Origin of the sequence: Shewanella sp. AC34-MNA-CIBAN-0136, from assembly GCF_040309945.1 — a bacterium.
GTDB lineage: Bacteria > Pseudomonadota > Gammaproteobacteria > Enterobacterales > Shewanellaceae > Shewanella.
The window spans coordinates 156,351-174,383 of record NZ_JBEOPJ010000008.1 but is presented as its reverse complement, the minus strand read 5'-3'; the positions used below and the strand labels follow the sequence as shown (position 1 = coordinate 174,383).

Below are 18,033 nucleotides of genomic sequence, written 5' to 3'. Positions count from 1 at the left end.
AGGAGCAATAATCTAAGGCCCATGTTCACGAGCCTTAGCGATTACTCTGTCGGGTTAGCCACGACGCCAAGTGTGGTATTTTTCTAACCAGCGCAATACGGTTTCCGGAGCGTGGTTACGCTTCCATTCACCCGCAGCGTACTTGTTGCCTTCAGCCCATGTTGGGTAACTGTGTATGGTGCCTAAAATCTTGTTAAGCCCTAAGCCGTGCTTCATCGCCAGCACAAATTCAGCAATTAAATCACCAGCGTGTTCAGACACCACGGTCACACCTAATATTTTATCTTTACCTTTAGGGGTAATCACTTTAATAAACCCTTCGGTAGCACTGTCGGTAATGGCACGATCAAGCTCGGCAAAATCAAAGCGAGTCACTTCGTAATCAATACCTTGCTGTTTGGCTTCATATTCATTAATACCCACACGAGCCACTTCTGGATCGATAAACGTAGTCCATGGGATAACGCGGTAATCCACTTTAAACTTTTTCAAATGGCCAAACAGTCCATTGACTGCTGCGTACCAGCCTTGATGTGCTGCTACGTGAGTAAATTGATAAGGCCCAACAATGTCACCTGCCGCATAGATATTTGGGTATAAGGTTTCTAAGTATTCATTGGTGACGATAGTGCGGTTTGTTTCAATGCCTAACTCTTCTAAGCCGTAACCGCTTAAGCGAGCACTACGACCGACTGCACATAATAGTTGGTCGTATTCTAACGCTAACTCTTGCTCTTGATGTTTAACGATAAGATATTTTTTACCGTCACGCAGTTCGCAGCGCAGTGCTTGGTGTGAGGTTAAAATATTCACACCACTTTTTTGCAAGGCTTGGGTCGCAAACTCAGACACTTCAAGATCTTCTTTGATCATGATGCGCTCAGCCATTTCAACTTGAGTCACTTGTGAGCCTAAACGGGCAAAACTTTGTGCCAGTTCTGAGCCAATTGGGCCGCCGCCTAGTACCACTAATTTTTGTGGTGCTGTATCGAGTTTTGCAAACTCGTCCCACAAGGTATCACTGGTAACATAGCCGACTTCTTCTATGCCTGGTAACGGTGGCACAAACGGACGTGCACCTGTGGCGATAACAATGCTGCGCGCGGTTAAGCGGCTGGTGTGACCGTCTGGGTGGCTAATTTCAACTGTCCATGGGTCAACTAATTTGGCATAGCCTTTAACTACGTCGACACCTAAGTTGGTGTAACGCTCAACACTGTCGTGGGGAGCAATATCGGCAACCACTTGATGCACGCGGGCCATGACTTTTTTAAATGAAAATTCAGGAGTACTGTCTTCTAAGCCGTAATGATGGGCGTTTCTTATTTGTTGAGCAATTTTAGCGCTCTTAATAATCGCTTTACTCGGCACACAGCCATAGTTTAAACAGTCGCCGCCCATTTCGCCGGCTTCAATTAAGGTCACTTTAGCTTTTACTGCGGCAGCAATATAACTGGTTACTAGGCCACCAGCACCTGCGCCAATCACAATCATGTTGCGATCAAATTTAGCTGGCTTGGTCCATTTGCTGTATACGCGACGTTTTTTGATCATGTTAACAATACCTTTTGCAATAATGGGGAATAAACCTAATAGTGCAAATGACACAATAAGGTTAAACGATAAAATGTTCGATAAGCTGTCAATTTGTGCCAGCTGGGTACCGGCATTAACGTAAACAAAGGTGCCTAAAAACATACCAACTTGGCTTACCCAGTAAAAAGTCCACGATTTAAAGGCGGTCACACCCATTAACATGTTGATTAAAAAGAACGGGAATATTGGTACCAAACGTAAGGTAAATAAGTAAAAGCCACCTTCTTTTTCAATGCCGGCATCAATAGCCGCTAAGCGCTCAGGAAAACGTTGTTTAATTGAATCCCTCAATAAATAACGCGACACTAAAAATGCTAGTGTTGCGCCGATACTCGAGGCAAACGACGCAATAATTAATCCTTCGACGATGCCAAATAAGGCACCCGATGCAATGGTAAGAATCGCGGCACCAGGTAAGGACAATGCTGTTACTGCCACATACAATAAAAAGAACCCGCCAATAACCAACAAAGGTGACTCTTCACGTAATTGACTAAAGTCATTCATCGAGCTTTTTAAGCCCTCTAAGGTCAGTAATTGATGCAAGTTAAAGTGGAAAAATAATCCCACTAATGATGCAGCAATCAGTAATAACACAATTTTTTTAAACATAATTTATAGCCTTAAAATAAGTGCTGTAAGGTAAGGGTAGCGTTAACCGGTAGTTCAGGAAAAACCAATGTTGATCCGAAATAACCGCCTTCAAACACCGGACGCCAGTTCTTTTGGTTAGTCACGTTATTGACGTCAAGCCTTAAACTTGTTTGCTCGGTAAAATCATAGCGAGTGTTAATGTTAAGCGTGTATTGATCGCGAATATACACAGTCGCTAAATAGTCCAATGGGTAACTCTTGGTATACAGACCGGAGAAACCCGCTTTCCATTTCTCAGTAATCGACATTCCGCCATTAATTGTGAACGTTTGTTCAGGTAAGCCTTGTACACGGCGGTCCGACGGTGCAAATGAAGCGAAGTTTGGTGCGCCAATACCAGTGCCTTGAATGATATCTGGTCTTGAGTTATCAAATGTATCGGCAACTTGTACCGTATCTTGGCTACTGGCTGAATCATCATAGCGAGCGTCTAAATAACTGTAGCCCGCGCTTAACCAAAACGGATCGGCATCATAAAAAGCTTGGGCTTCAAAGCCTTTAGTGCGAATGCCGGTATTGCTGCCATCACGGTTACGTAGACTGCGTTTTTGGTCAAACACTGCAGCGTCAACATACCAAGCACTGTCCGTGGGTGAATATTTAATGCCCACTTCGGTTAAGGTATTTTCGGTGGCAAAGTTTTGGCTACTAATTTGGTTGTTGGCGCCTAACGTGGTGCCGCCAGCCATGCTGTTTGAAGTTGATTCGTTATAACTGGCACTGGCATAGGTAGTGATATCGTCACTAAGGCGATAGCTCAAACTGACTTGACCAGATTCAAGCATTTCACTTATCGAATCGCTAGCAGCAACTTGTCCTTGTGGGGCAATAGCATCGCGCGCATCTACATTATAAAAATCGGCACGATAACCTACGCTGGTGGAAAACTTATCTGTCCATTGGCTGTTATGCTGAATGGCTAGACCGGTTTGCCAGCTGGTTGAGTCAGTGGTGTCAGATAATGAAAAATCGCCGCTGCCATCGGCATTGGTATCGTACTGCGCACCGGGTGACACAAACACACCAGGGCGCAGTTCAACTAATCGACCTTGTTGTGCTGCAGTAAGCGGAATACGGCGGTTTTCAATGGGGCCAGTTAAATCGATAGGTAAGTCAGCTTCGGTGGTAAATTGACTGTAACCTAACACTTTGTTGTAGCGGATATCCACCGCAGTAATGGTGCTTTGAGCATCGCTCCATTTATAGGCTAATTCAACTCTGTTTTGTGCAGTATCTGCACCATCAATAATTTCAACAAAACTATTTTGAGCAATTTCTTCACGTTCTAAATGCTGATAATAGGTAATGTTTTTAAAGGTCGCTTTATCGCTTAACTCACGCACATAAGTACTGTGAAGTAAGAAGGTTTGGGCGTTATTGATATTGTCGGGGTCGGTTAATACTTGGCTGCGATCTATCTCAACTAACCCTGTTGGCGATACGATAGCATTGGCGCCAGCAATAGTACTGCCGTTAGGTTGTAAACCTTGACCTGTAACGTATAACCCGTTGTCGATTAATGCTTGAGTTGGACGGTTAATCCCCGCGTTGTCGGTAAACTCAACATCATAGTATTCGACATTAATGTCCCAGGTGCTGGCATCGTCTGGCAGTAAACGAAATGCCACAAAAATACTGTCGCTTTTAAAGCCTGAATAATCGTAGTAGCTGCCATTATCGATATGTTCTGCACTTAAGCGAACACCGCTTTGATTGGCGACAATGTCAGTGCCAACATCTATTTGAGCTCGGTAATGATCCCAACTGCCGCCAGATAGGGTGAGCTTATTAAATTGCTCGTCAGTAGGTGCGACTTTAGAATGTATGTTAACAAATCCACCGTTACGTTGGCTGGTGCCTAATAGCACTGGCGGCGCACCTTTTACCACATCAATTTGCTCGACAGCGTTAAATGACATGGGTACACCAAAGCCATTGTTGCCCGCTTGGCGACGCACACCGTCTTGATATAACTCACCTAACTGACCACGAATAGTGGGTAGGCTTGATGCGCCAAAGCCGCTGGCTGAATAACTGTTTGGGCTGACTTTTTGTATGTCAGATAAATCAGTGATGTTGAGCTGTTCAATCATTTCACTGGTGATAGGCGTAACCGAACGTGCGATATCTTTCAATGCTATTCCATCACCAAATGGGCCATCTACAGTGCTGTTTTTAGGTGACATGCCTTTATCGTTAATCGCTTTACCTGATACTTGAATGACTTCAATAGATTCAGGGTTTTCGGCTGCTGTAGCCATTGATGACGTTATTGATGAGTACAGGGCTAGGCTAATAGCGAGTGCGGTAAGTGAACGATTAGGATAACGATAAATAGGCATAATTTTTTCTGCTGTAATGAACTTGGTGAAAGAGACCTTGTTGTTAACAAGTTTATTTCAATCATGTTATGCCAATTTTCATTGTGTTAGATCTAAATGGCATAACTGCTAGTGCAACATAGTTGCGCTTTACTCGGTCAATTAGCGGCTGATGAATTTCAGTAATGGTCAGTTTAGCTTATTTAGACGGTCAACAGACCCTAGATGATGTTATTTTTATATATTTTTTAAGGAATTAAGATGCAAACATCAATTAGCAATGATACTCAGAAAAAACTGCAGTGGTCGTTACTTTCTTTACGCTTAGGCGTGTTTGTGGTGATGCTGGTATGGACATTAGATAAGTTCGTCAATCCTGGCCACAGTATGAAAATTTTCGAGAAGTTCTATGGCATAGGCGGAATGAGTGAGGTTGCTGCATATGTTATGGGTGCACTGCAATTAGCTTTAGTATTTGCGTTTGTATTGGGTATTAAAAAGCGTATCACTTACGGGGTTATCTTTCTAATGCACGGTGCTTCAACGTTATCGGCATTTAATCAATATTTTGATGCATTTAATAACCTATTGTTTTTTGCTGCATGGCCAATGTGGGCCGCGTGTTTTGCGTTGTACATGTTAAGAAATGAAGATACCAAGTTTACTGTGAAGTAAATTAATAAGCGATTTTCCGACACAAAAAGGCCGACTAAATATATTTAGTCGGCCTTTTTATTAGACGCTCAATGTTAAACGCTAATGCTAAGCGTTAAGCACTCAAGGTTTAGTTGTCAAAGCTAAACCTTATTTTGTGTCACGATTACGGATAACCAAAAAGCTAAATAACACTACAATCACCATTTGCGTACTCAAGCCTTGCCATGTTGATGCTATGCCTAACCAGCTAATCGACACATCTATAGGGAAGGGAGTAAGGCTAATTACTGCTGCTTCTTGTAACGCTGAAATCCCTTTTCCTGCCAAGATAAACGCTAAAATAAGCATGAAGTAAGAACTCACCGCAAAGAAGCGGGCTAATGGTAATTTAACTGAGTAGCGCATCATTAACCAAGCAATCACCGCTAAAATAGCCATACCTGCTAGCAAGCCGTAAACCAAGTAACTGACTTGTTCATTGCTGCTGGCAGAGCCTATGGCTTGTGTCAGTAATGATTGATAGAACAAAATCGTTTCAAAAACTTCACGATAGACCGAAATAAATGCAAGCCCAGTGAGACCCCATAAGGTGCCAGTGTTTAAATGGCGGTCGACATTATTTTTAATGTAACTTTGCCATTTAGAACCTTGGGTTTTACTGTGCATCCAATAACCAACATAAAACAACACCAAAGCGGCTAGCAATGCCGCGCCGCCTTCCATTAACTCCCTTGAGGCTCCGCTAATACTAATTAGGTTATCTGCTGCCCACCAGGTTAATACGCCAGCAGCGAGTGCTGATATCCAACCAAAGTGAACAAATTTAATCGCATCTTGACGTTCGGTTTTAATTAACACTGTCATTAAAGCAATGATAACGAGCAGTGCTTCTAATCCTTCGCGTAGCAGGATGATTAATGCAGCCGAAAACATGGCGTTATTCGATAGTGATTGCCCTGTTAATAAGGTGTCGGCTTGGTCTAGTTGAGCCAATATGCTGGTCAACTGTTGATTTACCTGGCTGTCCTGTCCTGCTGTTTTTAGGATGTTTCTAAAATTAAGCAGCTGGCTTTCAATCGATTTACGTAAACGACTGTCGTGAGCATCTAAATTGTTTTCAATTAATTCAAAACCGTCGAGATAGGCGCTCACTGCTAAGGTTTGTGCTTGAGCAAACTCATTGGCTTTATATGCTTTTACAGCAGCCTGCAAGTTAGTACGCGCGACTGAAATAGGTGAGTCAGCATGTTGAAACAGTCGCTCAGGTTGTGAGCGTAGTAATGATAATTGGGTTTTATCAATTCCGACATTTTGCTGAATTAACTGGGTTGGATTGCTATTGACCCACTGTTGTAATTCAATATTCGCATTATACTTGATGTGCTCCGTGGTGGCAGCTGTTGGCTCAAAAGCTAAACTACCTACATAGAAAGCCAGTGACCAACGCTGTTGATCATTTAACTCACTAAAAGCACGCATAGCACTGCCATCTAAACCGTCGGAAATCGCATCGTAAAGTCCCAATAATGAACGATTCATTGCTCTTTCTTGATCGGTGAAATTGGTTGGCTCTGGTGACAATGATTTTGCCAGAGGCCCATCGCCTTGGCCTAAATCACCATGACAGGTCGAACAATTTTCGATAAACAGCTGTTTAACATGGTTTTTGGCTAATAGCTGTGTTGGTAACACTAATGCTGGAGACTGGCTTAATAACTGGTTACGTATTTTTTGGCTAAGCCCTTGAATAACATCCAGTGATGTTTTTTCTGCAATGGCTTGCTGTAATTGCAATGCATCGGCTGTTAATGAATTTGGCACATCATTGGCAAGCAGGTTAGTTTTTTCGATAATGATGCTAGCAAATTGCTGCATTTCAGCAAATTCATCAGGATTAGAGATACGACCTTCGGTCACCGCTTCTGAGTAATCAACACCAATGTATTCAGCTAATTGAAGAATTTGTCGTGTTTGTTTTAAGAGATCTTGCGATGTCTCTGGTGATATCTCTTGTGACGAGACTGCCGGGCTCTGTGCCCATAAAGAAGTTGAAAACACCGAAGTGATGACAATCAATAGGCATCTATTGAAGACCGAAGATGTGAGCTGTTGTCGCCATAACGTGAAGCTGCTTAAGAAAGTATTCAAGGTATTGCCTTAATAGGAATGAAGGAATTATTCTTTAAACTAAATTAAATAAATGATAATGATTTCTATTCTACTTTCTTGCTTGAGGCTAATCAATCACTCTGAAGGTTTGTTAGATAATACTGTCAGTGTAAAAAGCGATTTGAGATGAGATTGTTGGCCATGGATAATTATGTCGAGACAGTATTTTAATAGATATTTTCTATTTATAACAATTAGATAATTGATATATTAGTACCATATAAGCATTAGCTTTGTGCCTTGCTGATATACAATAGTCAGTATTAATTATTGCTGTTTGGTATAAGTAACCTTAGATGTTTATAACTGAAGGTTATGAAACAGCCTTTGTGCTGTTATCTGCATTTTATGGACTTACTGTAGGTTAACGATTGATGTGCCAATACGTATTATTAATAAAATACATGCCAAATTTGCTATCATAATTTCGACATCAGCCAGTCTCGAAATAATTATCCATGGCCGCTAATGATTTTTGTATCGATTGCTCAGGCTTGAGGTTAGCTAGGATTAGCACTACGCTAGTTACTAACAAACTAAACCTGATATGTTAATGTTATTAAGTGTTATTGGAGTCGATAGATTGATAGAAATGAGGTCCATTATGATGAGTAACACTATGGTAAATAACCAATGACAACGCCAGTAAGTGCTTCGTTGTATGCTGATCTTCGCCTAATTGACATAGGTATGGAATTGTTTATTGAAATTCATTTTGCCAATGGTAAAACAGTGCAGTCACGTTCGAGCTTAATTGGTTATCAGGTTGGGCGGTTTATCTTGATTGAGTATCCCAATAAAGGTTTTTCTGAGGCTTATCAACATATGCTAGTGAATGCTGAAATTGTGGTAAGGGCGATGACGAATAGTGGTTTTAAAGACATTATTGCTTTTAAGTCGACCATATTCTCTGTGGTTAATCAACCGATTAGAATGCTGTGCCTTAGTGTGCCTAAAACCATCATCAAGAAAAAAGTCAGAGAGCAGTTGCGAGTTAATATCGAGCAAGAAGTGTTTATTATGCACAATGACAATAAAATCAGCGCAAAAATGCTCGACTTTTCTTCTACTGGCTGCTTACTGACGGTAGACGCCAAAACGGTGAATATTGAACAAGGCGAAGAGATACATGTGGCTATCTCTATTAACACTGATCTTTCAGGGATCTTAACGGGTAGCATGGTCAAAGTTCAAAACATTGAAGGTGTATTGAATATTGGGGTGAAATTTTCAGATGAGCATCCACAATTAAAAGATAATATTTTCAGCTATTTTTTAGTCAGTTCAACTACAAAATCATGACCCTAAGTGAATCCTAGTTGTGGGCTATCCGTGTGAATCATCGTCCTTAAAAAAGATAAAAAAAAACGCATCAAAAGATGCGCGAAAATTCACAAGCAAACACGGTATTACAGCTTTTATTGTTAGTCTGAAAGTAGGCTAAAGGTAAGCTACCTTTAGCCTGTCTTTAGCCCTATATAGGGCTAGCAAGCTGTTAATCTAAATAGTTTAAAATGCCTAATGCAGCATCTCGTCCTTCTGCTATAGCCGTTACAACGAGATCAGAACCTCGCACCATATCACCACCGGCAAACACTTTAGGGTTAGTGGTTTGGAAAGGGTTGTCGTCGGTTTTCTTGGCCTTAACTAATCCCCATTCGTTGGTTTCAATGCCAAAATCACTAAACCAAGCAGCAGGGCTCGCTTGGAAACCAAAGGCGATAATCAGCGCATCGGTTGCTAATACTTGCTCACTACCAGCAATGATTTCGGCGCGTTGACGTCCACTAGCATCAGCTTCACCCATTTGAGTTTCAACACATTCAATCCCGACTACTTGACCGTTTTCAGCTTTAATTGCCACTGGTTGACGATTAAATAAGAAGTTAACGCCTTCTTCACGCGCATTTTGCACTTCACGGCGAGAGCCCGGCATGTTGGCTTCGTCACGACGATAAGCACATGTCACGCTCTTCGCGCCTTGACGAATGGCTGTACGCACACAATCCATTGCAGTATCACCGCCGCCCAACACCACCACATCTTTACCTTCAAGGCTTAGATAGGGTGTAGCGTCGTCTTGAGTACCCATAATGTGATGAGTATTGCCAATAAGATACGGTAGCGCTTGAATCACGCCTTGAGCATCTTCATTGGGCAGTTTAGCTTTCATGGCCGTGTAAGTACCCATACCCAGAAAGACAGAATCGTACTCGTCTAATAGGCTTTGAAAACTCACATCCTTGCCGACAGTCACACCCATTTTGAATTGAATGCCCATGCCTTCAAGCACTGAACGGCGAGTGGCCATAACATCTTTATCAAGCTTGAAAGAAGGGATGCCATAAGTGAGCAAACCACCAATTTGTGGGTATTTATCATACACCACGGCTTGCACACCATTACGAGCCAACACATCAGCACAGCCAAGACCCGCAGGACCCGCTCCAATAATGGCAACACGCTCTTTACGTGGCGTCACATCCTTCATGTTTGGGCGCCAGCCTTGGGCAATTGCAGTATCGGTAATGTATTTTTCAACACTGCCAATGGTGACCGCACCAAAGTCGTCGTTTAAGGTACAAGCACCTTCGCATAAACGGTCTTGTGGGCACACCCGGCCACATATTTCTGGCAGAGTATTGGTTTCATGCACCAAGTCTGCCGCTTCCATAATGCGACCTTCTTCTGCCAGTTTTAACCAGTTTGGAATGTAGTTATGCAGTGGGCACTTCCATTCACAATACGGGTTACCGCAGTCAAGACAGCGATCGGCTTGTTGTTTTACTTCTGGTTGCGTAAACGGCTGATAAATTTCAATAAATTGTGTAGCACGTTTTTTCGCTTCAAGTTTAATGGGGTCTACTCGACCCACTTCTATAAATTGAAAGTCATTGCTCATAATAATTACCCTGCCTTTACTACTAATTCCGGACTCTTCTGCTCAATTTTTAGCAGGTCAGCAACGGCAATATTCTTTGGTTTAACTAATACGAAACAATCCAACCAGTTTTCAAAATCACTTAAAATCATATGAGCATGTTCACTGCCGGTTTCAGCATAGTGAGTTTCAATCAGGCCTTTTAAGTGTTGCTGGTGGATGGTCGATTCTAATTTTTGAGTATCGACCATTTCGGTGTTTACTCGGCGATTAAAGCGACCAAACTGATCAAATACATAAGCAAATCCGCCAGTCATCCCCGCACCAAAGTTGACCCCCGTTTTGCCTAGGATAACCACGATACCACTGGTCATGTATTCGCAACCATTGTCACCCGTTCCTTCAACGACCGCTATGGCCCCTGAGTTACGCACAGCAAAACGCTCACCCGCTTGACCCGCGGCAAACAGTTTGCCGCCAGTAGCACCATACAAACAGGTGTTCCCCATAATGGCACTGCGTTCACTTTGGAACGGGCTACCAATAGGTGGGTGAATAACGATCTTACCGCCAGACATACCTTTGCCGACATAATCATTAGCATCGCCGCACAGCTTAAGTTCAAGGCCAGGGCTATTCCATACGCCAAAGCTTTGGCCTGCACTACCGCTAAAGCCAAGTTTGATTGGTTGTTTTGCGCCTGCAACACCAATTTTAGTTGCAATATAACCAGATAATGCCGCGCCAACTGAACGGTCGGTATTGTTGATTGCATATTGACCTGAATACGGTTCACCCGCATCAACTGCAGCACTGCAATCTGCAACCAATGTTTGGTTTAACTTGCCAATATCAGATGGAGGGTTAATTTCTTTCCATGTGAGTGACGAGTTTGCCTGCACTTTGGGTTTATATAAAATTGGCGCAAGGTCAAGACCACGTTGCTTGTCTGTTTGGCCTTCAAGTGTATATAACCAGTCGCTTCGTCCGACTAAATCTTCGAACTGAGTTACCCCTAATGCAGCCATCCATTCACGCACTTCTTGAGCCACAAATTCAAAGTAGGTCATGACACGTTCTGGTAAGCCGTGATAATGGTTTTCGCGTAAGTTTTTATCTTGGGTTGCGACACCTGTTGCACAGTTATTAAGATGACAAATACGTAAGTATTTACACCCAAGCGCAATCATCGGCACTGTACCAAAGCCAAAGCTTTCGGCACCCAATAAGGCTGCTTTAATAACATCGGTACCGGTTTTTAACCCGCCATCCACTTGTAGACGGATTTTATGACGCAAACCATTTTCTACTAGCGACTGATGCACTTCCGCTAAACCAAGCTCCCAAGGAGAACCGGCGTATTTCACCGAGGTGATAGGGCTTGCGCCAGTGCCACCGTCGTAACCCGATATGGTGATCATATCGGCATAGGCTTTTGCAACACCTGTTGCAATGGTGCCAACACCGGGTTCTGATACTAGCTTGACCGACACTAAGGCTTTTGGATTGATTTGTTTTAAATCGAAAATCAGCTGAGCTAAATCTTCAATTGAATAAATATCGTGGTGCGGCGGCGGTGAAATCAAGGTCACACCAGGACGAGCATGACGAAGTCCTGCGATTTCAACGCTAACTTTATGGCCAGGTAATTGCCCACCTTCACCCGGTTTTGCACCTTGAGCTACTTTAATTTGCAGTACATCAGCGTTAACTAAGTAATGTGCAGTAACGCCAAAGCGACCCGATGCAATTTGTTTGATGGCCGAGTTACGTTCGCTATTGAAACGACGTGCATCTTCGCCACCTTCACCTGAGTTTGAGCGTCCACCAAGACGGTTCATCGCAACCGCTAACGCTTCATGAGCTTCAGGGCTTAATGCACCGATACTCATGGCTGCGCTATCAAAGCGAGAGTAAAGCTTTTCAGCGCCTTCTACCGTGTCTATTTCAATGGCGTTAAGTTGACCTTTAATACCAATTAAATCACGTAAAGTGGCCACTGGGCGATCATCAACTAAGTGAGTAAACTTTTTGTACTCAGCGTAGTTTTTGTCTTTTAATGATGCTTGTAAGGTATTCACCACGTCTGGATTAAAGCAGTGATATTCACCACCTTCAACGTACTTTAATAAACCACCTTGTGGTAACGGTACATGGGCTCGATAGGCGGCGGTATGGAGTATTTTCTGGTCATCGGCAATATGGTTAAAACTGACACCTTCAATACGGCTTATCACGCCTTTAAAACATAACTCAATCACATCACTGGCTAAACCCACAGCTTCAAATTGTTGGCTACAACGATATGAACCTACGGTACTAATGCCCATTTTAGACATGATTTTACGTAAGCCTTTTTCAATGCCGTAACGGAAGTTAAGCATTAAATGGGTTACATCATCGACTTGATGCAGTTTTGCCATCGCTGAAATAGATTCATAGGCGAGGTAAGGGTAGATAGCCGTGGCACCAAAACCAATTAATACCGCAAAATGATGCGGATCGCGTGCTGAAGCGGTTTCAACAATAATGTTAGTGTCGCAACGTAGGCTTTTATCGACTAATCGAGTTTGCACAGAACCCACAGCCATAGCGGCAGGGATAACTTGAGCACTTTTCGCTACTGCACGGTCAGACAATACTAACAATGTTGTGCCGCTGCGAGCTAAGCGTTCAGCTTCGTCGGTAATACGGCGAATAGCCTGCTCTAGTGTTTCATTGGCATCATAGTTTAAATCAACTGTGTTGGCGCGATAGTTAGTGCTGTCTAATCCCAGTAACTGATTAAAATCACTGAATAACAAAATCGGTGAATTGAACATCACTCGGTAAGCATTACCGGTGGTTTCGCTAAATAGATTTTGCTCGCGACCGACGCAAGTGGCTAACGACATCACGTGTTTTTCACGTAATGGATCAATAGGCGGGTTGGTTACCTGAGCAAATTTTTGACGGAAATAGTCGTATAGTGAACGCGACTTTTTCGACAATACTGCCATAGGCGTATCATCACCCATTGAGCCAATGGCTTCTTCACCTTTGCTCGCAAGTACCCAAATAACTTGTTCTAATTCTTCACGGGTAAAACCAAACTGTTTTTGATATTGCAGTAATGTTTTACTATCAAAACCACTTGAACCTTGTTTGGTTGGAGCCATATCCTCAGCAGGGATCAATGTCTGACTGTTTTTAGCCATCCACTCTTTGTAAGGATGGCGACGCTTTAAGTCATTATCAATTTCAAATGAATGATACAAACGACCATTTAAGGTATCTAGTACTAGTAACTCACCGGGCCCAACGCGGCCTTTTTCAATCACTTCATCGGCGGAATAATCCCAAATACCGACTTCAGACGCTAAGGTGAGGATACGATCCTTGGTTATAACGTAACGAGAAGGGCGTAGACCGTTACGATCTACCGCACAGGCAGCATGGCGACCATTGGTCATTACAATGCCTGCAGGGCCGTCCCACGGCTCCATGTGCATTGAGTTAAAATCGTAAAAGGCTTTTAACTCGTCATCCATTTCAGGATTTGATTGCCATGCAGGTGGAATAAGCAAGCGCATGGCTCGATATAAATCCATCCCTCCAGATAACAACATTTCAAGCATATTGTCTAAAGAAGACGAGTCTGAACCTGTTTCGTTAACAAAAGGGGCGGCTTGTTGTAAATCTGGTAGTAAAGGCGAATTAAACTTATAGGCGCGCGCTCTTGCCCATTGGCGGTTACCGGTAATGGTATTGATTTCGCCGTTATGAGCGAGGTATCGAAACGGTTGAGCTAATGGCCACTTTGGCGATGTGTTAGTTGAAAAGCGCTGGTGGAATAAGCAAATCGCACTTTTCAAACGAATATCTGCTAGGTCGGTATAAAATGATGGCAGATCTGCTGGCATCATTAAGCCTTTATAGACAATGACTTGTCCAGAAAGGCTGGCGACATAAAAGTCTTTGTCATCGGTGATCTGTTGTTCAAGACGGCGACGAGCCATATATAGGCGACGCTCAAGATCTTTTTCCCGCCAGCCTACCGGCGCGTTGATCAATACTTGATAAATTTGTGGCAAGCTTTCCCGGCCAATCTCCCCCAAGACATCCGGATTAATCGGTACTTTACGCCAGCCAGCGACACTGAGTGTTTCTCGTTGTAGTTCTTTTTCTAAGATAAACTTCGCTTCATCAGCGCGTTGCTCATCTTGGCTGAGAAATAGCATACCTACGGCAAACTTTCGGCTTAAATGCCAATCGTTTTCTGCCGCAATAGCTTCAAAAAAATCTGTAGGCATTTGCATTAATAAACCACAGCCATCACCTGTGCGTCCGTCAGCTGCAATACCACCACGATGCTTCATTCGATCGAGACCATGAATCGCGGTACGCACAATGCGGTGACTCGCGTCGCCGTCCATTTGTGCAATCAAACCAAATCCGCAATTGTCACGCTCAAAACTGGGATGATACAAGCTCATACAAAAAACCCCCTAAACCTCTACTTGATACGACTCGGGGTAAATTTGAAGAATATCCATAGATATGCACCCGAACCATTCAAATTAAACTGAGAATGAATAAAGGTCAAACCAAAAAAATGCAACAAACTGAAATATTATTACTAAAAAAACGTTATAAGCCACCAACCTTACGTTAACGTAAACTGTGATATATCACCTATAACGTTCTGAATAAAAAGAATTTTAGAAAATATTCAAACAATTGTTTACCTTTTTGCAACAACAACAGGGAATTATTTTTGAAATAAAAATAGTGAATTTTATTTCAAATACAGTCTTTGGGTAAAAAATTATTCTAAATGACTAAATATTCATTTTAGGTGATGTATAAATTACTTAAATTGTTTTAAACGTTTTTTGAGTTTGTGCACAACTTTAGCGAGCGCTTGAATTGATAGAGCATTTATTGATTTAGCACCAAGACAGATGTTTACCGTCTGACTACACTGGCGAACTTTGGAATGATGATGAGAGTAAGTTGTGGGTTTAGATGATTACGTTAATACGTTTGGGGCACATTGCAAACATTTATATGGCCAAAGAGTAAAAAAATTAACTATTGATGGCCAATTTACCTGTCCCAATCGAGATGGCACGTTAGGGGTAGGCGGTTGTACTTTTTGTAATGTTGTTTCATTTAGTGGCGAACAAGGTAGAGAACAGCCGATTGCGATGCAGTTAACCGAAGGTAAAGTACGCGCCCAATCTGCAAAAAAATGTACTACCTCTGCGGATATTAATTCTATTCCTACCGCTAAATACATCGCTTATTTTCAAGCTTATACCAGTACTTACGACGAGTATAAAGTGCTAAAGCAAAAGTATGATCAAGCACTTGAAGATGCCGATATTGTCGGGCTTCATATAGGTACTCGTCCTGACTGTGTACCCGATGAAGTACTTGATTTACTCGTTGAGTATCAACAAAGAGGTATTGAGGTGTGGTTGGAACTTGGCCTACAAACGGCCAATAATCACACGTTAAAACGGATTAATCGTGGTCACCAATTGTGTGAGTATCGTCAGACAGTTAAAAAGGCTCGCGCTAAAGGCATTAAGGTGTGTACCCATCTAATATTAGGGCTGCCGGGTGAAACATCTGCTGATTATTTTAATAGTTTACAAACCGTATTAGGAATTGGCGTTGACGGACTAAAACTGCACCCTTTGCATATTGTAGAAGGCAGTATTATGGCGAAACAATGGCGCTATCATCCTATGCCGCTAATAAGTCTTGAAGAGTATGCCTATGAGGCGGCAAAACTTATCCGCCACACCCCAAAAGAGATTATCTTTCACCGCGTAACCGCCTATGCCAAAAAACCAATGTTACTCGCCCCTGATTGGTGCGCATTTAGATGGGATGGACTAGTGGCCATTGTGGATGAGCTTAAAGAATACGGTGGCCAAGGCAGTGCATTAATGTTTAGCCAAAGTAAAACGGCCTAGTGTGGTGTATTTAGGCAGATATATTATGTCTCTGTTGAATATGGACAAAGTAAAGATAGCGCTAGGTTTTGTGAAGATGTATCAGACTAATCGCTATTATTAGTTATAAATTGGACGAAACATTACCAAAGTGAGTGTTTTTTAAACATTGGTAATACCAGTTGAGTAGTTATGTTGTAAAAATGTGATTTTTTACCATTAAATAGCGGCTAAATATTAGCAAGCCTTGCATAGGGTATTTTACTCGGTATCATATTTGTAATTTTATAGAGTTAGATTTTGATAGAGGTGCCTTTATGGCCACAACGCAGTTAGACTCAATATTGGATCTCAATACGCTTGAGCAATATATCAGTGCCATTGGTGCTGGAACGTTATTGAAAAGCGTAGTGTTATTCGAGCAGTTAATGCCTGAGTATGTCAGTAGCCTAGTGAAAGCTGGCGATGCAAATGATAAAGAAACGTTATGTGCAGAAGCTCATAAATTTAAAGGTGCAGCAGGATCTGTTGGCCTTAAACGCATTCAGCAATTTTCACAGTTACTACAACACGGTGAAGAAGCTAAATGGGAAACAGAACATAAAGTATGGCTTGCTGAAATCGTTGCGCATGCTGCACAAGATTTACAACAACTGAAAGTTTACTTAGAAGCGAAAGCGTAATTACGAGTAGAGTAGGCAGCATAATCAGTTTAGATTAACATCTACATTAGTGCCTACAATCGGTTTGTTGAAATGCCTCTTTATTGAAGAGGCATTTTTTATGGCCGTTTGTTCAATATTGACCATCAGTGTCTTGTTATTTTGGCTAAATTAATTCATTATTTGAATTAATATGGATAAGGGTAATCGTTTATATGAAAAATCTTCCTAGCCTCAAGAACCTTTATTATTTGGTTCATTTACATCAAGAGCAAAATTTTAATCGTGCTGCTAAGATGTGCTTTGTGAGTCAATCGACTTTATCTAGTGGTATCCAAAACCTTGAAGAACAACTGGGTTATCAGTTGATTGAACGTGATCATAAATCATTTATGTTTACCGCTATCGGTGAAGAAGTGGTTGAGCGTGCTCGAAATATTTTAACTAATGTTGATGACTTAGTTGAATTAGTGAAAAATCAAGGCGAACCGATGACCGGAGAAATTCGTTTAGGCTGTATTCCCACTATCGCGCCTTTCTTACTTAGCCGAGTCGTTAAGTTATGCCAGCAAGACTACCCCAAACTCAGTTTGTTATTAAAAGAAGACACGACCGAGCGTCTATTAGATGCCTTAGCAAAAGGTGAGTTGGATTTATTAATATTAGCGTTACCTGTCGACACCAGTGGTTTTCATAGTATGAAAGTCGGCATCGATCCGTTTAAAATGGTGATGCATAAAGAGGTATCGCAACAATTTTTGCAACCCATTGACTATCAAAAAATGCCAGACGAAAGCATCTTTTTACTCCAAGCTGAACATTGCATTACCGGTCACGCGATAACAGCATGCCAATTGGGTGATAGTGCCAAAATCAATCCATTTGCTGCAACCAGTTTGCATACCTTGGTGCAGATGGTAAACAGTAAACTAGGCACCACATTTTTACCCCAAATGGCCATTGATACCGGTATTTTAACTGATACTGATCTTGTTGCAATGGATCCGCCGGGTGAAGCTCCTTATCGTGATATTGGCTTAGTTTGGCGTCAAACTACCAGCCGTATTTCAACGTTTAGAACCTTAGGCTTAGCGATTCAACAAAAGCTGCTAGCACAATCGTTACCAGGTTAACCGCAACTTGGGATA

10 protein-coding genes are annotated in these 18,033 nt (G+C 42.2%); 5 read left to right on the top strand and 5 right to left on the bottom strand.

Going from position 1 to position 18,033, the window contains the following annotated elements; all coding sequences use genetic code 11:
- Positions 1-54: 54 nt before the first annotated feature.
- Both AAEY94_RS10265 and AAEY94_RS10260 read right to left on the bottom strand, forming a co-directional pair.
- A complete protein-coding gene (locus AAEY94_RS10265) occupies positions 55-2,208 on the bottom strand; it encodes a dihydrolipoyl dehydrogenase family protein (protein WP_192114393.1) in 2,154 nt (717 codons plus the stop codon).
- Positions 2,209-2,219: 11 nt separating this feature from the next.
- Positions 2,220-4,592: a TonB-dependent receptor gene (locus AAEY94_RS10260; RefSeq protein ID WP_502959394.1), complete on the bottom strand. Its 2,373-nt coding sequence runs from the start codon at positions 4,590-4,592 to the stop codon at positions 2,220-2,222.
- A gap of 240 nt (positions 4,593-4,832) precedes the next feature.
- Here AAEY94_RS10260 and AAEY94_RS10255 point away from each other — a divergent pair, with 240 nt between their 5' ends.
- Entirely contained in the window at positions 4,833-5,246 is a 414-nt protein-coding gene (locus tag AAEY94_RS10255) for a hypothetical protein (protein WP_011638403.1), read from the top strand.
- Positions 5,247-5,375: 129 nt separating this feature from the next.
- Here AAEY94_RS10255 and AAEY94_RS10250 read toward each other — a convergent pair whose 3' ends face one another.
- Positions 5,376-7,304: a cytochrome c/FTR1 family iron permease gene (locus tag AAEY94_RS10250; RefSeq protein ID WP_350978683.1), complete on the bottom strand. Its 1,929-nt coding sequence runs from the start codon at positions 7,302-7,304 to the stop codon at positions 5,376-5,378.
- A 726-nt stretch (positions 7,305-8,030) separates the two neighbouring features.
- On the opposite strand from AAEY94_RS10250, the gene AAEY94_RS10245 reads away from it, so the two are divergent.
- Entirely contained in the window at positions 8,031-8,699 is a 669-nt protein-coding gene (locus tag AAEY94_RS10245) for a flagellar brake protein (RefSeq protein ID WP_101088853.1), read from the top strand.
- A gap of 193 nt (positions 8,700-8,892) precedes the next feature.
- Here AAEY94_RS10245 and AAEY94_RS10240 read toward each other — a convergent pair whose 3' ends face one another.
- Positions 8,893-10,299, bottom strand: a complete 1,407-nt coding sequence (locus AAEY94_RS10240) for a glutamate synthase small subunit GltD family protein (RefSeq protein WP_162023696.1) — start codon at positions 10,297-10,299, stop codon at positions 8,893-8,895.
- A gap of 5 nt (positions 10,300-10,304) precedes the next feature.
- A complete protein-coding gene (gltB, locus tag AAEY94_RS10235) occupies positions 10,305-14,753 on the bottom strand; it encodes a glutamate synthase large subunit (protein ID WP_101088855.1) in 4,449 nt (1,482 codons plus the stop codon).
- A gap of 522 nt (positions 14,754-15,275) precedes the next feature.
- Here gltB and mnmL point away from each other — a divergent pair.
- The 3 genes from mnmL to oxyR all read left to right on the top strand — a co-directional run bounded on the left by mnmL (position 15,276) and on the right by oxyR (position 18,018).
- Complete coding sequence (mnmL, locus tag AAEY94_RS10230; protein ID WP_101088856.1) at positions 15,276-16,244, top strand: tRNA modification radical SAM protein MnmL/YtqA; 969 nt, start codon at positions 15,276-15,278, stop codon at positions 16,242-16,244.
- Positions 16,245-16,540: 296 nt separating this feature from the next.
- Positions 16,541-16,906: an Hpt domain-containing protein gene (locus tag AAEY94_RS10225; protein ID WP_101088857.1), complete on the top strand. Its 366-nt coding sequence runs from the start codon at positions 16,541-16,543 to the stop codon at positions 16,904-16,906.
- Between the two features lie 194 nt (positions 16,907-17,100).
- Positions 17,101-18,018 (top strand): hydrogen peroxide-inducible genes transcriptional activator OxyR, encoded by a 918-nt coding sequence (gene oxyR, locus AAEY94_RS10220; RefSeq protein ID WP_101086335.1) that lies wholly within the window; start codon positions 17,101-17,103, stop codon positions 18,016-18,018.
- Positions 18,019-18,033: the final 15 nt, after the last annotated feature.